Source organism: Croceivirga sp. ABH4_376, assembly GCF_056160685.1.
Window position 1 is genome coordinate 705,081 of sequence record NZ_JBSWXQ010000001.1, and the last position, 20,851, is coordinate 725,931.

Sequence of the window (20,851 nt, forward strand, 5' to 3'; positions counted from 1 at the left end):
CTATGGCAAAGTTCTGGCAAGTAATAGGTTGCGGGCGTATACAATTTTTCAGATATTGTATACTTTTTGGTGGATTATTTATTGGAGAATAGCAAAACTTCTTTTAACCTTGATGTATTTCCTTTCTGAGTTCATTAAATGGAAATCTGCCTATCTATTTGCTGATCTAGAGAGATGAAAGTCTCTGTTCTTGATACCCCCTCTATAGCTTGAATCTTCTTATTTAACACCTGCATTAAATGTTCATTGTCCATGCACAACACTTTTATAAGTATAGACCAATTACCGGTAGTATAGTGGCATTCTAGAACCTCTGGAATTTTTTTCAAATCGCCCACAGCTCTTGGATTGCTCATGGCACGGTCCAAATAAATACCAATGTATGCCATGGTGGTATATCCTAAAACCCTTGGGTTAATTACAAATTTAGAGCCAGAGATTACCCCTGTACTTTCTAGTTTGCGCAAACGTTGGTGTATGGCTGCGCCAGAAATACCAATTTTCCGTGCTATTTCTAAAATAGGTTTACGGGCATCTTCCATTAAATGTCTTAAGATTTTTTTATCTATGCCATCTAGTTCTAAGAGATTATTGGTTTTTCTCATGCTTTTGTTGTAATCTGATGTTCAAATATAGGGTAGAAGTTTTAAAGTATAACTAACCGGCCACAGAGTCTGGATTGTACCCTAAATACGGCACTTGATGTTCTCTAAATAGTATGTTGTAATTTTTTAACTCGTCAAGTATAGGTCTATAGACTTCTTTGCTGATTGGTATTTGAACACCAGGAGTATTTATTTCTCCTTTAATAATTTTTAATGCAGCTATTGCCACGGGCAGCCCAACGGTTTTTGCCATTGCGGTATATGTTTGATCTTCCCCTTTAACTACCATGTTGGCATCTATCTGAAATTTTTTACCATCAAGTTCATAACCAAATTTATGGTACATTACAATCATATCCTTTTCGCCATCTTGTAGGGTCCAGTTTTGCTCTAAAATATATTGTAATACTTGAGCAGGCGTAGCATTGGCTAGCGGAATTGTTTTTGTGTGACTAAAAAGGTGCAGTTCCATTAGCTTCTCCCACATAATATCATCTTGGTCAATTTTTAAATAATGACGCAGTTTAAGTTCTACGCTGTCTGTGGGCGAATAGGGTAAAAACAGGTTGGTAAATTCTCTAAAGGTCATTCCTTTAGAGTTTTCAATTTGGTAGCTATCCTCCGTCATTCCTAATTGTACAAACATTTGCCACGCTTTAGAGAAGCCAACACGGCGCATGGTACCACGATATAAGGTTAGAACATCTTGTAGGCCATAAGCCTCTCTATATTTTAAAGAGTCTCTATTGGCGTAAGCTTCAAACTTACCATAGCCTTCTACATCTAAAAATTCAGTTCTTCTAAATAGTTTATGATAAGGAATGTATTTGTAGGTACCTTCCTGTATAAATTTTGCCGTACCACCTTGGCCGGCAATTACAACATTTCTTGGGTTCCAGGTAAATTTATAGTTCCACAAATTAGTATCGTCTTCTGGTGCCACTAGGCCACCACAAAAAGATTCGAACAATAACATTTTACCCCCATTGTCCCTAATCCGGTCAATAACTTCCATTGCACTCATATGGTCTATACCGGGATCTAGACCAATTTCGTTCATAAATACCAATCCTTTTTGTTTTACTTCGGTATCTAGTAACTGTAACGCATCACTCACGTAAGAAGCGGTAACTAAATGCTTGCCAGCGGCTAAACAGTCTTTGGCAACCAAAATATGAAGAAATGCCGGCAACATAGAGATTACTAGTTCACTCTCCTGTATTAATCTTGTTCGCTTATCGGTATCATTTATATCTAAAGTTACAATTGTCGTGTGCCTATGTTCTAGAATTTTATCTGGTAGTTTTTCTGGATGTAGGTCTGCAATGGTTATGTGAAGTTCTTCTTCTTTAGCCTTATCTAAAAGGTAATCTAATAAGTACGAAGTTGATTTTCCGGTACCCAAAACAAGTATTTGATGGCTCATAGGCTTAGCGTATCTTTATAAAAGGAATTCAATTTAATGTTATAAATATAAAAATAAAAGAAATAAAAGTTATGAATAAAACAATTTTAGTAACAGCTATAGTTTTTGGAATTTTGGCAATTGTGCTAGGGGCGTTTGGGGCCCACGGACTTAAAAAGGTTTTAGCTCCAGAAGCATTGGAAACTTTTGAAACAGGGGTTAAATACCAGATGTACCACGCTTTGTTTCTTTTGATTTTAGGCAGTACTAATTTTGTGGGGGCAGGACCTAAAAGAACCGTTTTCTTTTTAATAGTTGTAGGTGTAATTTTCTTCTCTTTTTCTATCTATGGTTTAGCTACCAATAAATTAACAGGATTCGATTTTAAGAAAATTGCATTGATTACTCCTGTGGGTGGTTTATTCTTAATATTGGGTTGGGGGTATTTACTTTTTGCCGTCTTAACCAAAAAATAAACAAATACATCTCTTATTTGTCGGAATACAATTGATAATTCTTTAGTTTTGAGCTTGAAAAACTAACTTTTTATGAATAATTCCGCTTTAAACACGAAAACGATTTCGCTTGAAACCTACGGGATTTCACATGCCAATTTTCACTATCAATTGTCTTCAGAGGAGTTGCATAGGATTACATTGGAGAAAGGTATGGGCCAAGTATCTAGTCTTGGTGCCATTGCCGTGAACACTGGCGAATTTACAGGAAGGTCTCCTAAAGACCGATTTATTGTCAAAGATGCCATTACAGAAGATAAAATTTGGTGGGGGGATATTAATATTCCTTTTTCCGAAGCTGCTTTTGATAAATTATATGACAAAGTCATTACTTATTTAAACACTAAGGAATTATTTGTAAGAGATGCGTTTGCTTGTGCCGAGCCAAAACATCAATTAAGTATTAGGGTGATTAATGAATATCCTTGGTCTAACATGTTTGCTTACAATATGTTTTTAAGACCTACGGTAACTGAGCTAGAAACGTTTACCCCAGAGTGGACGGTGGTAAATGCACCTGGTTTTATGGCAGACCCATCAGTAGATGGTACTAGGCAACATAACTTTGCCATTTTGAATTTTACAAGAAAGATTGCTTTAATAGGAGGTACGGGTTATACGGGAGAAATTAAGAAAGGAATTTTTTCGGCCTTAAATTTTATCTTACCAACGTTTAAGAATGTATTACCAATGCATTGCTCGGCCAATATGGGTGAAGCCGGTGATACGGCAATCTTTTTTGGTTTATCCGGTACGGGCAAAACAACTTTGTCTACCGATCCTAACAGAAAATTAATTGGTGATGATGAACATGGTTGGACACCGGAAAACACCGTTTTTAATTTTGAGGGAGGGTGTTATGCCAAGGTTATAAATCTTTCTAAAGAAAATGAGCCTGAAATATACGGAGCCATAAAAAAAGGAGCTATTCTAGAAAATGTAGTCTTAGATGCTTCTGGTAACGTAGATTTTACCAATACTTCTATAACGCAGAATACTAGGGTAAGTTATCCTATCTATCACATAGACAACATACAACAGCCCTCGATAGGTAAAAATGTAAAAAATATCTTTTTTCTTACGGCAGATGCCTTTGGAGTGTTGCCGCCAATATCTAAACTTACACCTGCACAAGCTGCTTACCATTTTATTTCTGGTTATACGGCTAAAGTGGCGGGTACAGAAGCAGGTGTGGTAGAACCTGTACCCTCTTTTTCTGCTTGTTTTGGAGCTCCTTTTATGCCATTACACCCAACAAAATATGCTGAAATGCTAAGCAAGAAAATGAAAGAACAGGGGGTTAATGTTTGGTTGATTAACACTGGATGGACAGGTGGACCTTACGGTATTGGTACCCGAATGAAATTAAAATATACCCGGGCAATGATCAATGCGGTATTAAATGGTGATTTAGGATTGTATAGTTATGATACCTACCATATACATTCGGTATTTGGGGTAGCGCAACCTAGGGAATGTCCGGGTGTGCCAACTGAAGTGTTGAGCCCACGAGCTACATGGAATAATGACGAGGCTTATTACAAGACAGCATTTAAATTGACCAACGCGTTTAGGGAAAACTTTAAAAAGTTTGAGCCTTTTGCGAATGAAGAAATTAGAAGGGGCGGACCACAGCGGTACGCCTTCTAATGCTAGCTCATGTTTATAAATAGAAAACCCTCGGTATACCGAGGGTTTCTTATTTTAATGTTTTAACTATTACTTATTGGCATCTAAAATGTATTTCTGCAATGCCATGGTCATAGATGGGGTCTCGGGTGTTGGGGCCTGTATATCTATTCGTAAACCGGCCTGGTTGGCAGCCTTGACCGTACTATTGCCAAATACGGCAATTCTAGTACTGTTTTGTTCAAAATCCGGAAAATTGTGTAACAAGGACTCAATACCAGATGGGCTAAAGAAAACTAAAATATCATAGTATACGTTTCTTAGGTCAGAAAGGTCACTGATAACGGTCTTGTAAAAGATACCTCTTGTCCAGTTTAGCTTTAGTTCGTCTAGTGTATCTGGGATAATTTGCTTTAAAGAATCAGAAGATGGCAATAAGAATTTTTCGTCCTTATATTTCTTAAACATAGGGGCCAAATCTGGAAATTGTCTTTGGCCTACATAAATCTTACGCTTTCTGTAAACCACATATTTTTGCAAATAGTAAGCAACTGCTTCAGACTGGCAAAAATACTTCATCGTGTCTGGAACTTTAAAACGCATTTCGTCAGCAATTCTAAAAAAATGGTCTACGGCGTTTCTACTGGTTAGAATAATAGCCGTGTAATCATTTAAATCGATTTTTTGCTGTCTAACGCTTTTAGCACTTTCTCCCTCTACATGTATAAAAGGTCTAAAGTCTACTTTTACTTTAGACTTTTCAATTAATTTGGAATACGGAGAGTTTTCCATCTTCGGTTCTGGTTGTGATACCAAAATCGTTTTTACTTTCATAAGTTTCAACCTTTTAGATAACCGATAAAAATTGCTAAGGGTGCAATTTCAAGTGCGCAAAGGTACAAAATAAAATACAAAGTGTTGGAAAATATTAAATTTTGCCTATTTCGTAAACCATTGATCCATCCAATGGAAATTGTCAAAAACATTAGGCTTAAAGTGACAATTATCAAAGTTTTAGAACCTCTAAAGGCAAAGATGAGCATTAGGTTGCCCAAGAAGGCAATGAGACCTGCGTAGTTCCAATAAGATAATTTTTCAAAAATAGTATCCGTCATTAACTCATAGTTCTCAAAGAAAAACCCATTGGCCATTTGTAGAAATAGCTTTAACATGAGAAAAGCAAATAATATGAGTAATAGCATTGCATAAAAGCTGGGTTGGTCAAAAGAATCTACCCCCATAAAAAGGTTCTTGGCCAAATACAGTAACAATGCGTTATTAATTAATTGAAAAATGGTTAGAAAAATGTGAAACCCATTTACCAATTTCCCTTTTTTCTTATGTAGCGCTATGTATTTATTATTAAAGGGTAACGCTAGAAAAGCATAAAATGCAGGTTTGTAAAAGTATTTGCCAAGTGCAATAAGAACCAGGCTTAAAAAGAACAATACCGTAATCCAGTCTAAAAAGGCAATATTTCTAAATTCTGGTATCATTTTTCAATGGGTATACTTTCGCTATTAATTCCGGTTAATAAATTATGTTCGGCAATGCTAAAACGAATAAAACTTAGGTTCTTTTCTTTAGGTTCAGGAAAGTTAATTATAAATTGTGTGGTATCCTTTGCTTTTAAAAAAGTGGTGCCGTTCAATTTTGGCTTATACGCAAGAGGTTTAGATTCTTTTAGTTGCTTGTAATCGTTTAAGTAGGCAACATTTAATTTAATATGGCTTAAGGCAATATCTTGATTGTAAGGATTGTATATTTTAAGAATTTGATTCTTTTTCTTTAAGTTAACTTCTTCGGGTTCAACAAAACAGTGCAGTTTTCTGGACGATTTAAAATCATTTATATACTTGCCCCAAAACGTTCTACTGTTCTTGCCAATGGGTTTGTAAGAGAAATCGCCAGAATTTGCATAGTAGGTTACATATGCAATTTTTTTATGTTGAATGTTGGCCTCGGAACTATCAATGGAATATTGGTTTCTTCTGTAGTGTATATTGTTTAAGGAAAAGGATTGGTTGCCGGTATAAAAACTATACATAGGTGCACGCCTGTAACTATTTTCAAATACAACCGGGGTATCGCCAACAATTGCTTCCAGTTTTTGGGTCCATTCTTTGGAATGTGTTTCAAAAACCTTAGGCGGAAATAAAGGCTGGTAAATAAGCCAAGCCCTAGCATAGAAAAGTAAAACCATACTTACTATCCCTAATCGTACCATCCATTTTCTACTTTTGGCATTTTGCAAAAGGTAATTGTAGGTAAGTATAAATAATGGTATACAAAGTACAATTACCCACTGTGCCTGCGACCTTTTTTGAAAAGTAGAGAAAAAGAAAAATGCAATAACACCATATGCTAAAAAGACTAAAGCCTTGGTGAATTTATCTCTTGGTTTAGTTCTAACTAAAGCCCAATAGAAAAATGGAAATAACAGTCCAAAATTGGCTATTAGGTTTAAAATATACCCTAAAGTAAATCCGGTAAAGGTATATGGTTGGTTAGGTCTTTCATAAATGTGATATTTTATGGTCACAAAGTCATTTAAATAAAGCCAATTCAAATGAGGAAAATATGCCAGTAATGCAATTAGTACGGCCACCCAAGCTTTAGGGTCTAGTAAAAGTCTTAGATTAGAAAGTATAACAAATACGATTACAAGTACCGCGTGGTATTTACTGTACATTAAAGCGGCCATGAGTAGGCCAAGGGCTATGGCCAAAGGCCAGCTAGATTTGTTTAAATATGCTTTGTAAACATATAGGAATAATGCGGTGAAAAATAAAAGTGGAGTGTCTGGTAAAGTCAAAAAACCGTAGGCGTTGAACAAAACCATAGAGAATAAAAGCAAAAAGAAATGGGCAATGTAGTTTTTCTTGGTTTTGTCTTCTATTAATTTCCATAATAATATCGCTGTGCCAGCACTAAGAAGGGTACTCATAAAGCGTACGCCCAATTCGCCGTTAAAGAAAAACGAACTTAGTTTTATCAATGCCGCCACCATGGGTGGATGGTCAAAATAGCCCCATGACATGTTTTGACTGTAATACCAATAATAGGCTTCATCATAAATAACCCCGGTAAAAGCACTTTGTAAAATATTTAAAAGTAACCATCCAAGTAAAAACCATAAAAAGGGAGCTGGGAACTCTTTTTTCATAAACCGTATTATGTATTGGCCTGCAAAGTTAAACACCTAAATTCAATACCTTAGAAGAATAGTCCTAAAACCTTTTAAAAACGCTATTTTTGGCACTAAAATATTTTAGGAGTGTCAGACGGACTGGTCATTATACCTACATTTAATGAAATTGAGAATATAGAAGCAATCATTAGGACTGTTTTTGAACTCAAAAAAGATTATCATATTCTCATCGTAGACGATAATTCACCAGATGGCACCGCCGCCAACGTTAAACATTTACAAAAAGAATTTCCCAAACAGCTGCACCTAGAAGTTCGGTTAGAAAAATCTGGTCTGGGTACGGCCTATATACATGGTTTTAAATGGGCATTAGCACGCGGTTATGAGTTTATTTTTGAAATGGATGCGGATTTTTCCCATAAACCAAGCGATTTGCCAAGACTACATAGGGCTTGCTTAAACGGTGCCGATGTTGCAGTAGGTTCTAGATATAAAAAAGGGGTTAATGTAGTTAACTGGCCATTGGGAAGAATATTATTGTCTTACGGAGCCTCCTTCTATGTTAAATTAATTACGGGAATGAGAGTTCACGATCCAACGGCTGGGTTTGTTTGTTATAAGAGAAACGTTTTGGCTGCATTGGATTTGGATAAAGTAAGGTTTGTGGGTTATGCTTTTCAAATAGAAATGAAATACCGTGCTTACCTTAAAAAGTTTAAGATAGAAGAAGTATCCATTATTTTTACAGACCGTGTTAATGGAAAGTCAAAAATGAGTTCTAGTATTATCTGGGAGGCTATTTTTGGTGTTGTACGTATGCGTATAAGAAGTCTATTTTTTAAAAATTCCTTTTAAATGAAATCATATCTTTTAAAGAATACCAAAACCGTTAACGAAGGTGAAATATTTGAAACTGATGTTTTGCTCAAAGATGGGTTTATTGCCAAAATTGGAAAAAATTTATCGCATGATACGGCCACGGTAGTAGATTTTGAAGGGAATTTTTTATTGCCGGGTGTTATAGATGATCAAGTGCATTTTAGAGAGCCAGGATTAACCCACAAAGGAAATATCGCTACAGAAAGTAGAGCGGCCATTGCGGGAGGTATTACTAGTTTTATGGAACAACCTAACACCAATCCGCAGACCACAACCATAGAAAAATTAGAGGCCAAATTTCAAATGGCTGCAGGAACAGCCTTTGCCAACTACTCTTTCTTATTTGGTGGTACTAATGATAATTTAGAAGAGCTTAAGCGTTTGGATAAAAATGCTTGTTCTGGCGTAAAATTATTCTTAGGTAGCAGTACGGGTAATATGTTGGTAGATAACGAACAGGTTATTGAGCAAATATTTAGCAATACCCAAATGCGTATTTCTGCTCATTGTGAAGATGAAACTACCATTAGAGAAAATTTAGCAAAATACAAGGCAGAATTTGGAGATAACATTCCAATTAAATACCACCCAATAATACGCAGCGAGGAAGCTTGTTATTTGTCCTCCTCCAAGGCTATTGCACTAGCAAAGAAAACCGGTGCTCGCTTGCACGTTTTTCATTTATCTACGGGGAAAGAAACCCATCTTTTTAAGAACAATATTCCTTTAAAGGACAAAAAAATAACCGCTGAGGTTTGTATACATCATTTGTGGTTTTCAGATGCGGATTATGAAAATAAGGGCACATTAATTAAGTGGAACCCTGCCGTAAAAACAGCGGACGATAGAAGTCAATTATGGGATGCTTTGTTAGATGGTAGAATAGATGTTATTGCAACAGACCATGCACCACATACGGCAGAAGAAAAAGACAATGTATATACCAAGGCGCCATCTGGTGGTCCATTGGTACAACATGCGTTACCTGCCATGGTTCAAAAGTATATAGAAGGTAAGATTACTTTAGAAAAAGTAGTAGAGAAGATGTGCCATAACCCAGCAGTATTATTTGATTTAGATAGAAGGGGTTTTGTAAAAGAAGGTTATTATGCAGATTTAGTACAATTAGATAGCAATGCCAAATGGCAAGTGAACAAGTCTAATATCCTTTACAAATGTGGTTGGTCTCCGCTAGAAGGAACTTCTTTTAATGCCAAGGTTAAGCGTACTTGGGTAAATGGAGGTCTGGCTTTTGACAATGGAAATTTTGCGGAGGAGCGTTTTGCCAAACGATTAACTTTTGACCGATAAATGATGAAATACGTAGTAGTTCTCTTATTGGTTGCTTTTACCTTTTTAGGTTGTAAAGAGGAGGTTATAGAGGCACCAGAAAACCTAATTCCTGAAAATAAGATGACCGAATTGCTATACGATTTGGCTGTTCTTAACGGTGCCAAAGCAACCAACCCCGGTATTCTTAAAGACAACCATATAGAAACTATGCCCTATCTTTTTAATAAATACCAGATAGATAGTTTACAATTTGTACAAAGTGATGTTTACTATGCCAGTAAACCATTGATTTACCAGCGTATGTACAAAGAGGTGTTAAGCCGTTTAGAGACCAAGGCAGATAAAATGGAAGAAGACCGTAAAAGAAAGGCGGATAGTATAAAGGAAGCTAACAAAAAATTAAAGGACACGCTTGTACCCAAGGTCCTTAAGAGTGAAACTATTTCCGACTAAGATATAACTTGCAAAGTACTTCTAAATAGGTGGTTAGGTTAGAATATTTAAATTCAGTTAGCTGTTGTAACTTACTGTTATTGTAATAGGTGGTTTTCTTTAAACCAGTAGCAATTGCCTTAGATAATAATCTTGGCTTGGTGCTAAAAAGGCTCTTAACCCAATCTAAACGCCATAATAGGTTTATGTGCCATTGTTTCAATTCGTTTTTTGGGGCGGTTTTGTTCAAGGCACCGGCTAAAACTTCGTAGAGTTTTTTATACGTCCAGTTTTTATTTACCAAAATAAACCGTTCATTGGTAATGGTAGAGGTCATTAAAAGTGTTATGGCATTCACAACGTCGTCTACCGTTACAAATCCGGTGCCTCCTGGTAAATAATACTTTGGTGCTGTTAAAGCGTGAGCCATAAATTTATTACTGCCACTAGACCAAAAACCCGCGCCAAAAATAACCCCAGGATTAACCACAACTACGGGTACACCTTCTTGTGATGCACGCCAGATTTCTAATTCTCCTAAAAATTTGGTTAAAGCGTAGGTGGTAGTACTTTTTTTCTGGGTCCATTCGGTTTCTTCCGTGGCTAATTCAGAACCAATTGAAGAACCAATGGCAGCTATAGAGCTTACGTAACACAATTTTGCTACTTTTTTGGCAATGCATAGATTAACCAAATTTGCGGTACCCTCTACATTGGTGTGGAATAATGCCTTATCATCTTTTGGGTCAAAAGAGACAAGTGCTGCGCAATGGTAAACTTGTGTTACATCATTTAAGGCTTTTTCAAGCGTTACAATGTCATTTAAATCGGTTTGTACCCATTCAATTTTATCAAAAAGTGTAGATGAGGCGTTTTTTAGTTTAAATAAGATTTTAGTTTTCTCTAGACTTTCCGGTGTTCTGTAAATTGCCTTAACGCTTTCTTGGGTCTCGCATAATCTAAAAAGTAGATGTGCCCCAACCAAGCCTGTTCCTCCTGTAACTAAAATCATACTCAAATTTAGCTATTTGCCAATATTATTTACCTAAGAAACTACAACATTCTATATTTGCAGCGCTAATTATTATTATAACAATTATGACCAAGAACTTTGTAGCAGAATTAACCTGGAGGGGAATGCTTCATGATGTAATGCCCGGAACGGAAGAACATTTAATGGAAGCTATGCGCTCTGCATATGTGGGTATAGACCCTACGGCAGATTCGTTACATATTGGGCATTTAGTTGGTGTAATGATGTTGCGTCACTTTCAATTGGCTGGCCATAAACCATTTGCGTTGATAGGTGGTGCAACGGGTATGATTGGGGATCCATCTGGCAAATCTGCAGAACGTAATTTATTGGACGAACCCACCTTGAGACATAATCAAGAAGCCATAAAAGGACAATTGGCTCGTTTTTTAGATTTTGAAAGCGATGCACCAAATGCTGCTATTTTAGTGAACAACTATGATTGGATGAAGGATTTCTCTTTCTTGGAGTTTATCCGTGATGTAGGTAAGCACATTACCGTAAATTACATGATGGCCAAGGATTCTGTGAAAAAACGTTTATCTGCAGATGCAAAAGAAGGGATGTCTTTTACGGAATTTACTTATCAATTGGTGCAGGGGTATGATTTTTTACACTTGTACAAGCAACATGAATGTACCTTACAGATGGGTGGCAGTGATCAGTGGGGAAATATTACAACCGGTACAGAGCTTATTAGAAGAATAGGTGGAGGCAAGGGCTACGCTTTAACCTGTCCGTTAATAACAAAGGCAGACGGTACAAAGTTTGGCAAAACAGAAGGTGGTAATATTTGGTTGGATTCGGAGAGGACATCTCCATACAAATTTTACCAATATTGGCTAAACACATCAGACGAAGACGCAGAAAAATACATTAAGATTTTCACGTTTCTTGCCCAAGAAGAGATAGAAAGTTTAGTGGCCGCCCATAAAGAGGCACCACATCTAAGACAGCTTCAGAAAAAATTAGCAGAAGAAGTTACGGTAATGGTACATAGCCAAGAAGATTTGGACAATGCTATTAAAGCGAGTAACATTTTGTTTGGAAAATCTACTTCTGAAGATTTAAAACAATTAAACGAAAAGACTTTTTTGGATGTTTTTGATGGTGTTCCGCAGGCGGAAGTTACTATGGCAGATTTGGAAGCAGGCATGGATATGATTGGTGCCCTTGCGGCCAAAACCGGATTTTTAGACAGTAACGGGGCGGCTAGACGTGAGTTAAAGCAAAATTCTATTGCTGTTAATAAGGAAAAGGTGAAAGAGGATTTTTTAATTACCAAAGATCAGCTTATCAATAACAAGTTTGTGTTGCTGCAACGTGGTAAAAAGAACTACTTTGTGTTGGTTGTAAAGGAGTAAACAATAATACATACACTATTTTAAAATGTGGGTCGTTAAGTAATTAATTACCCACTTTTTTTATGAAGCACTTTAGGATTTTAGCAGTTATTGTGGCAGTTTTTGCACTTGTTGGTTGTGATAAAATAGATGAGTTAACCAAATTTGAAATGGACTACAACCAGGAAGTAGTCATTGCATCTACAACCGGAATAGATTTGCCGTTTGATGTATTTACGCCAGAAACGGAAACCAATTCGGAATCCGAATTTGAGGTGAACGACACTAGAAAGGATTTAATAGAAGAAATTAAATTAATTGATTTAGAACTAGTAATAAAAGACCCAACGGATAGCGATTTTAGTTTTTTGGAATCTATAGAGGTATTTATTTCTGCAGAAAATTTAGAAGAACAAAGAATTGCGTTTGAAGAAGAAGTTGATCCATTTGCTGGCGCCACTTTAAAGTTGAATACTACAGATATAGATTTACAAGATTACATTAAAAAAGATACGTTTACGTTGCGTTTAAAAACCGTTACGGACGAAATAATTGACCAAGACCACACTATAGAAGTAAAATCTGTTTTCTTTGTAGACGCCAAAATTTTAGGAATATAGGGGGATTTTAAGTTATTATTAGCTAAGAAAACGTATGCCATAATTTTTGCAAATTGCAGCTACCTTTTGAAAATTTGGTTTACCTGGTGGTAGTTCTCCCAATTCTGCAAACATTAATCCTATTCCGGCCGGGAAAGCGCTTAAAATGGTTTTACAATTAGTATTGCCTACCACTTTCCAAGAATGGGGTATGTTCTTTGGGGCAAAAGCCAGGTCGCCGGCCTCTAAAATGGTGGTGGTTTCACCAACGGTAACCTCCAATTTACCTTTTAATACTTTAAATATTTCATCTTCTTTGGTATGTACATGAGGAGGAATCATGGTGCTGGGAGGGTTAACTTCTTCTATTAAGGTAAATTTACCTGCCGTATCTTCACCGGTAAGTTTAAACGTTTGTTGATCCCCAATTACATTTACTTTCTGCCCATCTTCTTTCCTGTTCATTTTATTTAAAATTTAATAGGTAAAAGTTAATAAAACGCAGAGCATCAGTTAGTTGTAAATGCATGGTAGGTTTTCTATTTTGTATAAGTTTCAGGTTATAAAACCATAAGGTTGCACCCTCTAATATCTGAGTGGTCAAATCTTCCTAAAACTTCAAAAGAATTATCCTCGTACACTTTACCTAAATCTTGCGTTGCAATAAACGCACATGAATTTATATTAGCCAAATCTATTACGTTTAGCCCGCCAGTTTTTCCGTAAGCTTTATAAGAAAAAGGGTCTTCAGTATCTCTAGCCAAAATACGCATCCAAGGAGGGCACTTAAACAGGCCATTTCCTTTAGAGTAACCTTGAGATAGCAGTTCCGTCATACCGTATTCAGAATGTATAAGCTGGGTGCCTAATCCCGTCTTAAGAACTTGATGTAACTCTTGCCTAATCATCTCTTTCCTTCTGCCTTTCATTCCGCCCGTTTCCATAATAAGGGTGTGTTCCAGGTTAAGGTTAAAGTTTTCGGCTAAATCTAGTAAGGCAAAGGATACACCTATTAGTAAGGTTTTGGTTTTAGTGGCTTCTAAGTGGGTTAAGGTCTGTACCAGTTCTTCTAAATCATTAAGGTAAAAGCCGCTATTGGGATGGCCTGAAGCTTTTATCATATCATCTACCATATAGATTAAAGAAGAACCTTCTCGTTCTAAATAAGAAGGCAGTAATGCTAGTATACAATAATCTGAAACAGCCCCATAGAAATGTTCAAATCCTTTTCTAAAACTATCTTCATAAATCGTGAGGTCAGTTACAAAATGTTTGCTGGTTTTGCTCCCAGTTGTTCCGGAGCTAGTGAAAACTATATCCGTAGACCTATTTGGAGCTATAATTTTATGCGATTTAAAAAACTGTATAGGTAAAAAAGGGATGTCTTTTAGGCTACCTACCGCTTCTGGCTTAATTTTTAGTAATTCACAAAACTCCCGGTATATGGGTATATGAAGGTATTGGTAATTAAAGGTTGACAGGGCATGGTCAACAAATTGTTTTTCGTTTTTAATAGAAAATATGTCCAATGACGGTTGCTCCTCCATTCAAACAAAATTAGCCAAAAAAAAGCCCTGAAATTCTGGTTCAGGGCTAAAATAATAGAAACGTACAATTATTTAACCACAAGTTTGTGGGTCATTGTAGTATTGTTTTGAATTACTTCTAGGATATAAGTGCCAGCACTTAATCTAGAAATATCCAAGGTGTTTGTTGTTAATTGTTTTTTAAGTTGAACGCCGCCAAAAATATCGTACACGGTAACTTTTTTGTTCCCCGTTGCATTGGTAGTAATGTATATTTCATTACCGTAGGCCGGATTGGGATACAATTTAATTTTAGCGGTTTCGGGTTTTGGGGTAGTGTTATGAAATGCATTTGCGGAAAGCGAAATACATGCCATAAACAAGCATAAGTAAATGTGTTTCATTAACTGTTAATTTGGGGGTTTTAACAGTGTAAAAATATGATGGATGCTTTGTTATTACTAGATTTTGTTGTGAAACAGCAACGAGAAGATGTATGGCAGATTAACGGTAATTTTAACCGATGAAACGTAATTTTTAAGCAATTATTTTACTACTAATTTTCTGGTAACCGTCTTTTTTTGCTCAATAGCTCTTAAAATATAGACTCCCTTATCCAAATCGGAAACATTAAGCTCATTACCAAGTATGGTAGTACGTAAAACTTGGGTGCCCAACACATCAAAAACAAGTATTTCTTTTGGAGCGTTATTGGCGGTTTCTATGTACACTTTACCATTTAAAGTTGGGTTAGGGTATAATTTAAAACCAGGGATATCACCATTTGCTTGGCTTTGTTGCGCAAAACCAAGAGTACAAGAGAGCAATAAGAGTAGTAAGTAAATATGCTTCATAAAGTACTGGTAACAAAGGGTATGCCACAAATATAAATAAAGGAATATTTTATTTAAGGTAATTTTAGGAATTTACCCACAATTTTCGATGAAATGCAGTATGCAGCGGTAGATTGGTTAAACAAGAGTTTCAATTTTTGGGATGAAAAGATTTCATAAACAAAAAAAGCCCCACAATTTGTGGGGCTTTAAAATGTTATTTGGGTAATATTAGTTGATACCTACGGTCCATCCAGCAGCCCATTCTGGTTCGCCACCTTTGTTACCTGCACCAGTAGCATCTCCCTCTGTGTAGAAATCCATGTTAGTGCCTACATAATTAGTAGCACTAAAATCTGTAGCAGGACTAGCAAACTCTATTGTAGTAATAGCTAAATCACCGGCTGTTATTCTAGCGTTAGCTTCCACATCGGTATCTTTAACATTAATTCCTAAATCAACCCCTTCAGTATAAAAGTTGCTGATAGTAAAGTTACCACCACCTTCTTTAAAGAAAAGAGCACCCTCTGCTACAGGGCCAACAACTGTAATGTTAGTCAAAGTAGTAGTTGTTACAGGTGTAGCATCACCATCGTCTCCGTTGTTAGAGCCTTCGATACCAGCTTTAGCACCATCTTTAATGTACCAGTTAGTACCGTTACCTGTCCATCCATCAGCAAAATCGATAGAATCATCACCACTACCAATAGATACTAGGTTAATTCCATCAACAGAACCTCCAAAAAATTCAATTCCGTCATCACCACCCATGTAAGACTGTACATTTTCAAAAGTAGTACCAGAACCAACACCGAATAAAGAAACACCGTTAAACTCTTTGTCGTTAGAGAAAGTAGCCCCAGTATACTCAACTCTTAAATAAGTAATGCTTCCAGAATTGTCTTCTACATTGGTACCACCATAAGTAAGGTCTCCAACTTCTGTAGTAACATCCACACCTTTGTTTGTTGGAGCATCACCAGCGATTACTAAACCACCCCAGTCACCTTGGGCAGGGTTTTCTACTCCAGAAGTCATTACTACAGGAGCAGCAGCAGTACCATTAATATTAATTGTAGCACCTCTCTCTACACCTATGAATGCAGCGGTACCACCAGTTGCTTTGATAGTTGTGCCAGCAGGGATAGTTAAACTACCGCCTTCTTTTACTACAAATCCACTAGTTAAAATATATTCAATACTAGCATCTAAAGAAACATCACCAGTAACTTCTCCAGCTAAGTTTTGTTGTGTAGCAGCAGCGCTATTGCTTAAACCTACAGACCATCCTGCAGCCCAATCTGGAGCAGCAGCCCCATTACCAGCACCAGTTGCAATACCTTCTGTTAAGAAAGTAGTGTTAGTTCCAGTGTAATTGCTTGAAGCAAATTCTTCAGGAGTGTCTGCAAACTGAATATTAGTTACAGTTAAATCACCAGCATCTATTCTAGCATTAGCTTCTACATCTGTATCTTTTACATTGACACCTAAATCTGCGCCACTAACAAAGAAGTTGTTCACAGTAAAGTTACCCCCACCTTCTTTAAAGAAAAGAGCACCTTCTGCAACAGGACCAACAACTGTGATGTTAGTTAAAGTAGTAGTAGTTACAGGCATAGCATTACCATCGTCACCGTTATTAGAACCTTCAATACCAGCTTTAGCACCATCAGCAATGTACCAGTTAGTACCGTTACCTGTCCATCCGTCAGCAAAATCGATAGAATCATCTCCACTACCGATGGAAATAAGATTGTTACCATTTACAGAACCTCCAAAAAATTCGATTCCATCATCACCACCCATGTAAGACTGTACATATTCAAAAGTAGTACCAGAGCCAACACCGAATAGAGAAACGCCGTTAAACTCTTTGTCGTTAGAGAAAGTAGCACCAGTGTACTCAACTCTTAAATAAGTAATACTACCAGAATTGTCTTCTGCATTGGTACCACCATAAGTAAGGTCTCCAACTTCCGTAGTAACATCCACACCTTTGTTAGTTGGAGCATCACCAGCGATTACTAAACCACCCCAATCACCTTGAGCTGGAGTAGCAGAACCAGAAGTCATAACTACAGGAGCAGCAGCAGTACCATTAATGTTAATTAAGGCGCCTCTTTCTACACCAATAAATGCAGAAGTACCACCTACCGCTTTAATAGTAGTACCAGCAGGAATGGTCAACGTGTTACCAGATTTTACGATGTATGCACCGGTAAGATTATACTCTACTGCAGCATCTAACTCTGTATTTTCTGTTACGTCTCCTTCTAAATCTACAGAAGTAGCGGCACATGGGGTACAAGAGCCTCCACAGTCAACACCAGTTTCATCGCCATTCATAATACCATCGCTACAAGTGGGCTCGTTTGTTGGTGTATCGTCGTCATCACTACAAGACACAACTAGTGTCATTGTGGCAAGACCAAGCATTAAAGAAAAAATTGTTTTTTTCATTTCATTTAAAATTTAATAATTAGGGTATTTGTTAATAATTACTGTTAGTTATACGATTAAAAACTATAAGTTAACGAGATAGAAAAGTCTGTTCCTCTCTTGTAAGAAAGGTCAGTTACTGGTCCATCTTCTAAGAAACCTGGAATTGCTGGATTTTCCATGTCTAAATCACCTTCTGCATTTTCATTTACCCTTTCAATTAGTGGATTAAGCAAGTTTTTCGCACTAATTCCTATGCTTAAGTGCTCATTAATCTGTGCGCTAGAAATAAAATCCAGCGTTACAAAACCTTGGTCCATTAAATGTCCTCTACCTGTGCTTCCCAGGGCATATAATCTTTCTGAAAAATAATTGGCAGCAAGGGTACCTCTAAAATCTTTGTTCCCTTTAAATTGTCTGTAGAAACTGATATCGCCATTTACTATGATATCAGATGCTCCCTGAAGTGGAGCTTCCGTATTTGTAAATGCAGCGGCCAAATTAGTTTCATTACCAACTTTTTCTGATTGTAATTTTTGATTTGTATTTAAGTAAGAAATATTACCTCCCAAGGTTAATTTTTCCTCAAGAATTTTATCTGCTGAATCAATTTCATTGTTTATTAAATTTACTCTAGCTTCCAGTTCGGCACCAAAAGCTGTGGCACTATCTCCAGTATTTGCGTAACTCAAATCATTTGCGGCTGATACAACTAAAAATGCATTGATAGGATTTTCTATGTATTTAGCAAAAACACCAAATGATAATATTTCACTAGAGGTAGGGAATAGTTCCCATCTTAAATCAAAATTATAATTGGTGGAATTTTGCAAATCAGGATTACCGTAAGAATCTTGTGTAATGTCTTCTTGGAATAAGAAAGGAGCCCTTTCTTTAAATTGTGGTAGCGTATACGTTTTACTAGCTGCAAACCGAAGGTTTTGTTTGTCATTCAGTTCATATTTTAACGCTAATGAAGGTAAAAACTCAAAGGTATCTAACTTGTTAGAATCTTCTCCAGAATTATCAAAAGTTGTATTCCACTCTATCTCCTGAATAATTTGCTCTCCTCTTAAACCTGCAAACAAGGTGAATTTTGGTGCAAATTTATATTCCAGAGTTACAAAAGCTGCATTTATATTTTGCTCGCCGCCATAGGTTTGTGGGTCTAAAGCATTAGCAAATGAAGAAGGACCTCTAAAAGTTCTTATTTGATATAAACCAGAACTTAGTGGATATTGTTCAAAATACTCATCTATTTGTCTAATATCTACTTGTGGTTGGTCATTTGGTCTTAAAAATTGATAGTTAAATTGAGTAGCATCAAAATCTACAGTTTTGAATCTACCGTTATAACCAACGGTTAATTTACCGTCATAAGCATCCTCTTCATTTTGTTTAAATTTATATGTTGCAGAGATGTTTGCAGCAATCTCTTCTTCGTCAAGTTCTTGAAAGAATCTGTGGTTTTCAGAAGCTGCAGAAACAAGTGCAAAAGATTTAGGGCCTTCTGGATTGTTATTTCTTACCGGTAAAACAGTGTTTTGCCTTCTGTCTGGAACAACGTTTTTAACGTAATTGTATGCTGCTCCCCAATTTACTTCTAACTTTTCAGACAAATCATGCTTTCCTAAAAGTTGATGTATATAAAGTGTTGTTCTATCAAAAGTTGCTCTTTGTATAAAACCACCTCCCTCTGGAGCATCATCTTCTCTATCTAATATGCCAAAAAATTCATCTTGCTTTTGGCTAGAGTTATTTAATACTAATACGTTGTATTTTAAATCATTATTATTATCTATTCTGAAGCCTACATTACCCATCAATGTAGTTGCTGTGGAATAGTTAAAGCTTTCAAAGTCAAATGCAGAATTTGGCAGGCCATTACCAACGTTTGGCTGTCCGTTGTTTACTCCCTGGTTGTAACCATACTTATTGGAGAAAGATGCTACTCCAAAGAAATTAATTCTAGATTCTTCACCTAAAGTAAAAGAGTCTCCTCCTTTTAGTGATAAACTGGAGTTAACTGGTGTGCTAACAGCTTCTCTATTCCATTTGGTTTCAAACGTATTAGAAAATGGATTATTTGGAATATCGTAATTATAAAAACCTGTAAAATTTGGTCCGTCGTTTAAATAGTATTGCTCAACACCTGTAGCTTCTGTATTTGCTCCAACAGATGCGCTAATTTCTAAAAAACCATCACCTGTGTAATTTCTAGAAACAATGTTAACGTTTGCTCCACCAAAATCACCATAATTGGCAGCATTGTAGGTTTTGTCAATTCCAATAGATTCTATAATACTAGAAGTAAAAACATCTAAATCAATATTCTTTTTAGAGGTATTGTTAGATGGTAATGGTAAACCATTTAATGTTGTAATATTAAATCTATCACCAAGACCTCTAACATATACATTTCCAGAGCCCTCTTCTTTTGCGATTCCAGTTACTTTTGCCACAGCGGTTGCAGCATCACTAACACCTTTACGGGCTAATTCTTGGGCCCCAATAGAGGTTTCCAATGTCACCGATTTCTTTTGATCCAATAACAAAGCAACTTCAGAATCTTTTCTAGAAACAGTGGTCACTACCACTTCGCTTAGTTCAAAACCTCCACCGGCACTCATTGGTACGTTTACTGTTGTAACTTTACCGGCTTCTACCACTACATTAGGTATTTCTACTGTTTCGTACCCCAAATAGCTAAATTCTACAACATAAGTTCCCGGTTCTAGCCCTGCTATTTCATAAAGACCGTCAAAATCTGACGTGGTACCTGTAGTAGTTCCTTTAATAAGAACGTTTGCAAAAGCAAGAGGCTCATTGTTCAACTCCTTGTCGGTTAATTTACCAACAATGCTTCCTGTTTGCTCTTGCGCCATAGAAAGTACGGTCACCATCATGGCCATAATCATCAATAAATTTTTCATTATATAGGTAAGTATATTTGCGGCAAAGAACGCCAGAGGCTGTAAAAGTCATGTTACCCCCATGTTAACACTTTATTTCAAAAGTTTTACGATAATGTTATGAGATTAAATCAATGTTAAGAGCGTTTGTGGTTGTGCTATTATCTTTACTTTTGGCACTTTGGCAATTAAGTCTCAGAAGAGTTTTGTAACTTAAGAGATTGAAAACCAATAGTAAAATTAATTCTTTTTAATAC

The 20,851-nt window shown here is 36.5% G+C and carries 19 protein-coding genes; 7 read left to right on the forward strand and 12 right to left on the reverse strand.

All coding sequences use genetic code 11. The annotated features are described in order from the left end of the window. Positions 1-134: 134 nt before the first annotated feature. Entirely contained in the window at positions 135-605 is a 471-nt protein-coding gene (locus ACXAGS_RS03125; RefSeq protein WP_010518095.1) for an Lrp/AsnC family transcriptional regulator, read from the reverse strand. 52 nt (positions 606-657) lie between these two features. Continuing rightward, positions 658-2,031: a saccharopine dehydrogenase family protein gene (locus ACXAGS_RS03130; protein ID WP_474904428.1), complete on the reverse strand. Its 1,374-nt coding sequence runs from the start codon at positions 2,029-2,031 to the stop codon at positions 658-660. A 71-nt stretch (positions 2,032-2,102) separates the two neighbouring features. Between ACXAGS_RS03130 and ACXAGS_RS03135 the strand changes: the two genes are divergently transcribed. Next, complete coding sequence (locus ACXAGS_RS03135; protein ID WP_474904430.1) at positions 2,103-2,486, forward strand: DUF423 domain-containing protein; 384 nt, start codon at positions 2,103-2,105, stop codon at positions 2,484-2,486. 72 nt (positions 2,487-2,558) lie between these two features. Next, positions 2,559-4,175: a phosphoenolpyruvate carboxykinase (ATP) gene (gene pckA / locus ACXAGS_RS03140; protein ID WP_474904431.1), complete on the forward strand. Its 1,617-nt coding sequence runs from the start codon at positions 2,559-2,561 to the stop codon at positions 4,173-4,175. A gap of 69 nt (positions 4,176-4,244) precedes the next feature. On the opposite strand, the gene ACXAGS_RS03145 is transcribed toward pckA, so the two are convergent. The 3 genes from ACXAGS_RS03145 to ACXAGS_RS03155 are packed head-to-tail and all read right to left on the reverse strand — an operon-like array spanning position 4,245 to position 7,320. After that, positions 4,245-4,988 (reverse strand): uroporphyrinogen-III synthase, encoded by a 744-nt coding sequence (locus ACXAGS_RS03145; protein ID WP_010518099.1) that lies wholly within the window; start codon positions 4,986-4,988, stop codon positions 4,245-4,247. A gap of 5 nt (positions 4,989-4,993) precedes the next feature. Next, positions 4,994-5,650: a DUF4271 domain-containing protein gene (locus ACXAGS_RS03150; protein ID WP_474904433.1), complete on the reverse strand. Its 657-nt coding sequence runs from the start codon at positions 5,648-5,650 to the stop codon at positions 4,994-4,996. Next, a complete protein-coding gene (locus ACXAGS_RS03155; RefSeq protein ID WP_474904435.1) occupies positions 5,647-7,320 on the reverse strand; it encodes an ArnT family glycosyltransferase in 1,674 nt (557 codons plus the stop codon). Before ACXAGS_RS03155 ends, ACXAGS_RS03150 begins: the two co-directional genes overlap by 4 nt. Positions 7,321-7,431: 111 nt before the next feature. Between ACXAGS_RS03155 and ACXAGS_RS03160 the strand changes: the two genes are divergently transcribed. From ACXAGS_RS03160 to ACXAGS_RS03170, 3 genes are read left to right on the forward strand one after another with little or no spacing between them, the layout of a single operon-like run. Further along, positions 7,432-8,160, forward strand: a complete 729-nt coding sequence (locus ACXAGS_RS03160) for a polyprenol monophosphomannose synthase (RefSeq protein ID WP_474904437.1) — start codon at positions 7,432-7,434, stop codon at positions 8,158-8,160. Continuing rightward, complete coding sequence (locus ACXAGS_RS03165; RefSeq protein ID WP_474904439.1) at positions 8,161-9,495, forward strand: dihydroorotase; 1,335 nt, start codon at positions 8,161-8,163, stop codon at positions 9,493-9,495. After that, complete coding sequence (locus ACXAGS_RS03170; protein WP_474904441.1) at positions 9,496-9,930, forward strand: DUF4296 domain-containing protein; 435 nt, start codon at positions 9,496-9,498, stop codon at positions 9,928-9,930. Here ACXAGS_RS03170 and ACXAGS_RS03175 read toward each other — a convergent pair. Then, the gene (locus ACXAGS_RS03175; RefSeq protein ID WP_474904443.1) at positions 9,917-10,921 is read right to left on the reverse strand and encodes an NAD-dependent epimerase/dehydratase family protein; all 1,005 of its coding nucleotides are present in this window, start codon (positions 10,919-10,921) and stop codon (positions 9,917-9,919) included. The genes ACXAGS_RS03170 and ACXAGS_RS03175 overlap by 14 nt on opposite strands. Before the next feature lie 86 nt (positions 10,922-11,007). Here ACXAGS_RS03175 and tyrS point away from each other — a divergent pair, with 86 nt between their 5' ends. Together tyrS and ACXAGS_RS03185 are read left to right on the forward strand one after the other, a co-directional pair. Beyond that, on the forward strand, positions 11,008-12,306 hold the full coding sequence (tyrS, locus tag ACXAGS_RS03180; RefSeq protein WP_474904445.1) for a tyrosine--tRNA ligase: 1,299 nt from the start codon (positions 11,008-11,010) through the stop codon (positions 12,304-12,306). A 62-nt stretch (positions 12,307-12,368) separates the two neighbouring features. Next, the gene (locus tag ACXAGS_RS03185) at positions 12,369-12,905 is read left to right on the forward strand and encodes a hypothetical protein (protein WP_474904447.1); all 537 of its coding nucleotides are present in this window, start codon (positions 12,369-12,371) and stop codon (positions 12,903-12,905) included. A gap of 18 nt (positions 12,906-12,923) precedes the next feature. Here the strand turns inward: ACXAGS_RS03185 and ACXAGS_RS03190 are convergent, their stop codons facing one another. The 6 genes from ACXAGS_RS03190 to ACXAGS_RS03215 form a co-directional block, all read right to left on the reverse strand. Continuing rightward, entirely contained in the window at positions 12,924-13,349 is a 426-nt protein-coding gene (locus ACXAGS_RS03190) for a cupin domain-containing protein (protein WP_474904449.1), read from the reverse strand. Positions 13,350-13,444: 95 nt separating this feature from the next. Next, positions 13,445-14,431, reverse strand: coding sequence for a LuxE/PaaK family acyltransferase (locus tag ACXAGS_RS03195; RefSeq protein WP_474904451.1), 987 nt, complete (start codon positions 14,429-14,431; stop codon positions 13,445-13,447). Positions 14,432-14,499: 68 nt separating this feature from the next. Further along, complete coding sequence (locus ACXAGS_RS03200) at positions 14,500-14,814, reverse strand: T9SS type A sorting domain-containing protein (protein ID WP_474904452.1); 315 nt, start codon at positions 14,812-14,814, stop codon at positions 14,500-14,502. Positions 14,815-14,955: 141 nt separating this feature from the next. Then, entirely contained in the window at positions 14,956-15,264 is a 309-nt protein-coding gene (locus ACXAGS_RS03205) for a T9SS type A sorting domain-containing protein (protein WP_474904453.1), read from the reverse strand. A gap of 210 nt (positions 15,265-15,474) precedes the next feature. Next, positions 15,475-17,703 (reverse strand): hypothetical protein, encoded by a 2,229-nt coding sequence (locus ACXAGS_RS03210; protein WP_474904455.1) that lies wholly within the window; start codon positions 17,701-17,703, stop codon positions 15,475-15,477. Between the two features lie 56 nt (positions 17,704-17,759). Continuing rightward, complete coding sequence (locus ACXAGS_RS03215) at positions 17,760-20,615, reverse strand: TonB-dependent receptor (protein WP_474904456.1); 2,856 nt, start codon at positions 20,613-20,615, stop codon at positions 17,760-17,762. Positions 20,616-20,851 lie beyond the last annotated feature (236 nt).

Bases quoted from the DNA above. Each gene is read 5' to 3' on its own strand.
- ACXAGS_RS03125 (WP_010518095.1), bottom strand. From the start codon at position 605: ATGAGAAAAACCAATAATCTCTTAGAACTAGATGGCATAGATAAAAAA.
- ACXAGS_RS03130 (WP_474904428.1), bottom strand. From the start codon at position 2,031: ATGAGCCATCAAATACTTGTTTTGGGTACCGGAAAATCAACTTCGTAC.
- ACXAGS_RS03135 (WP_474904430.1), top strand. From the start codon at position 2,103: ATGAATAAAACAATTTTAGTAACAGCTATAGTTTTTGGAATTTTGGCA.
- pckA (WP_474904431.1), top strand. From the start codon at position 2,559: ATGAATAATTCCGCTTTAAACACGAAAACGATTTCGCTTGAAACCTAC.
- ACXAGS_RS03145 (WP_010518099.1), bottom strand. From the start codon at position 4,988: ATGAAAGTAAAAACGATTTTGGTATCACAACCAGAACCGAAGATGGAA.
- ACXAGS_RS03150 (WP_474904433.1), bottom strand. From the start codon at position 5,650: ATGATACCAGAATTTAGAAATATTGCCTTTTTAGACTGGATTACGGTA.
- ACXAGS_RS03155 (WP_474904435.1), bottom strand. From the start codon at position 7,320: ATGAAAAAAGAGTTCCCAGCTCCCTTTTTATGGTTTTTACTTGGATGG.
- ACXAGS_RS03165 (WP_474904439.1), top strand. From the start codon at position 8,161: ATGAAATCATATCTTTTAAAGAATACCAAAACCGTTAACGAAGGTGAA.
- ACXAGS_RS03170 (WP_474904441.1), top strand. From the start codon at position 9,496: ATGATGAAATACGTAGTAGTTCTCTTATTGGTTGCTTTTACCTTTTTA.
- ACXAGS_RS03175 (WP_474904443.1), bottom strand. From the start codon at position 10,921: ATGATTTTAGTTACAGGAGGAACAGGCTTGGTTGGGGCACATCTACTT.
- tyrS (WP_474904445.1), top strand. From the start codon at position 11,008: ATGACCAAGAACTTTGTAGCAGAATTAACCTGGAGGGGAATGCTTCAT.
- ACXAGS_RS03185 (WP_474904447.1), top strand. From the start codon at position 12,369: ATGAAGCACTTTAGGATTTTAGCAGTTATTGTGGCAGTTTTTGCACTT.
- ACXAGS_RS03190 (WP_474904449.1), bottom strand. From the start codon at position 13,349: ATGAACAGGAAAGAAGATGGGCAGAAAGTAAATGTAATTGGGGATCAA.
- ACXAGS_RS03195 (WP_474904451.1), bottom strand. From the start codon at position 14,431: ATGGAGGAGCAACCGTCATTGGACATATTTTCTATTAAAAACGAAAAA.
- ACXAGS_RS03200 (WP_474904452.1), bottom strand. From the start codon at position 14,814: ATGAAACACATTTACTTATGCTTGTTTATGGCATGTATTTCGCTTTCC.
- ACXAGS_RS03205 (WP_474904453.1), bottom strand. From the start codon at position 15,264: ATGAAGCATATTTACTTACTACTCTTATTGCTCTCTTGTACTCTTGGT.
- ACXAGS_RS03210 (WP_474904455.1), bottom strand. From the start codon at position 17,703: ATGAAAAAAACAATTTTTTCTTTAATGCTTGGTCTTGCCACAATGACA.
- ACXAGS_RS03215 (WP_474904456.1), bottom strand. From the start codon at position 20,615: ATGAAAAATTTATTGATGATTATGGCCATGATGGTGACCGTACTTTCT.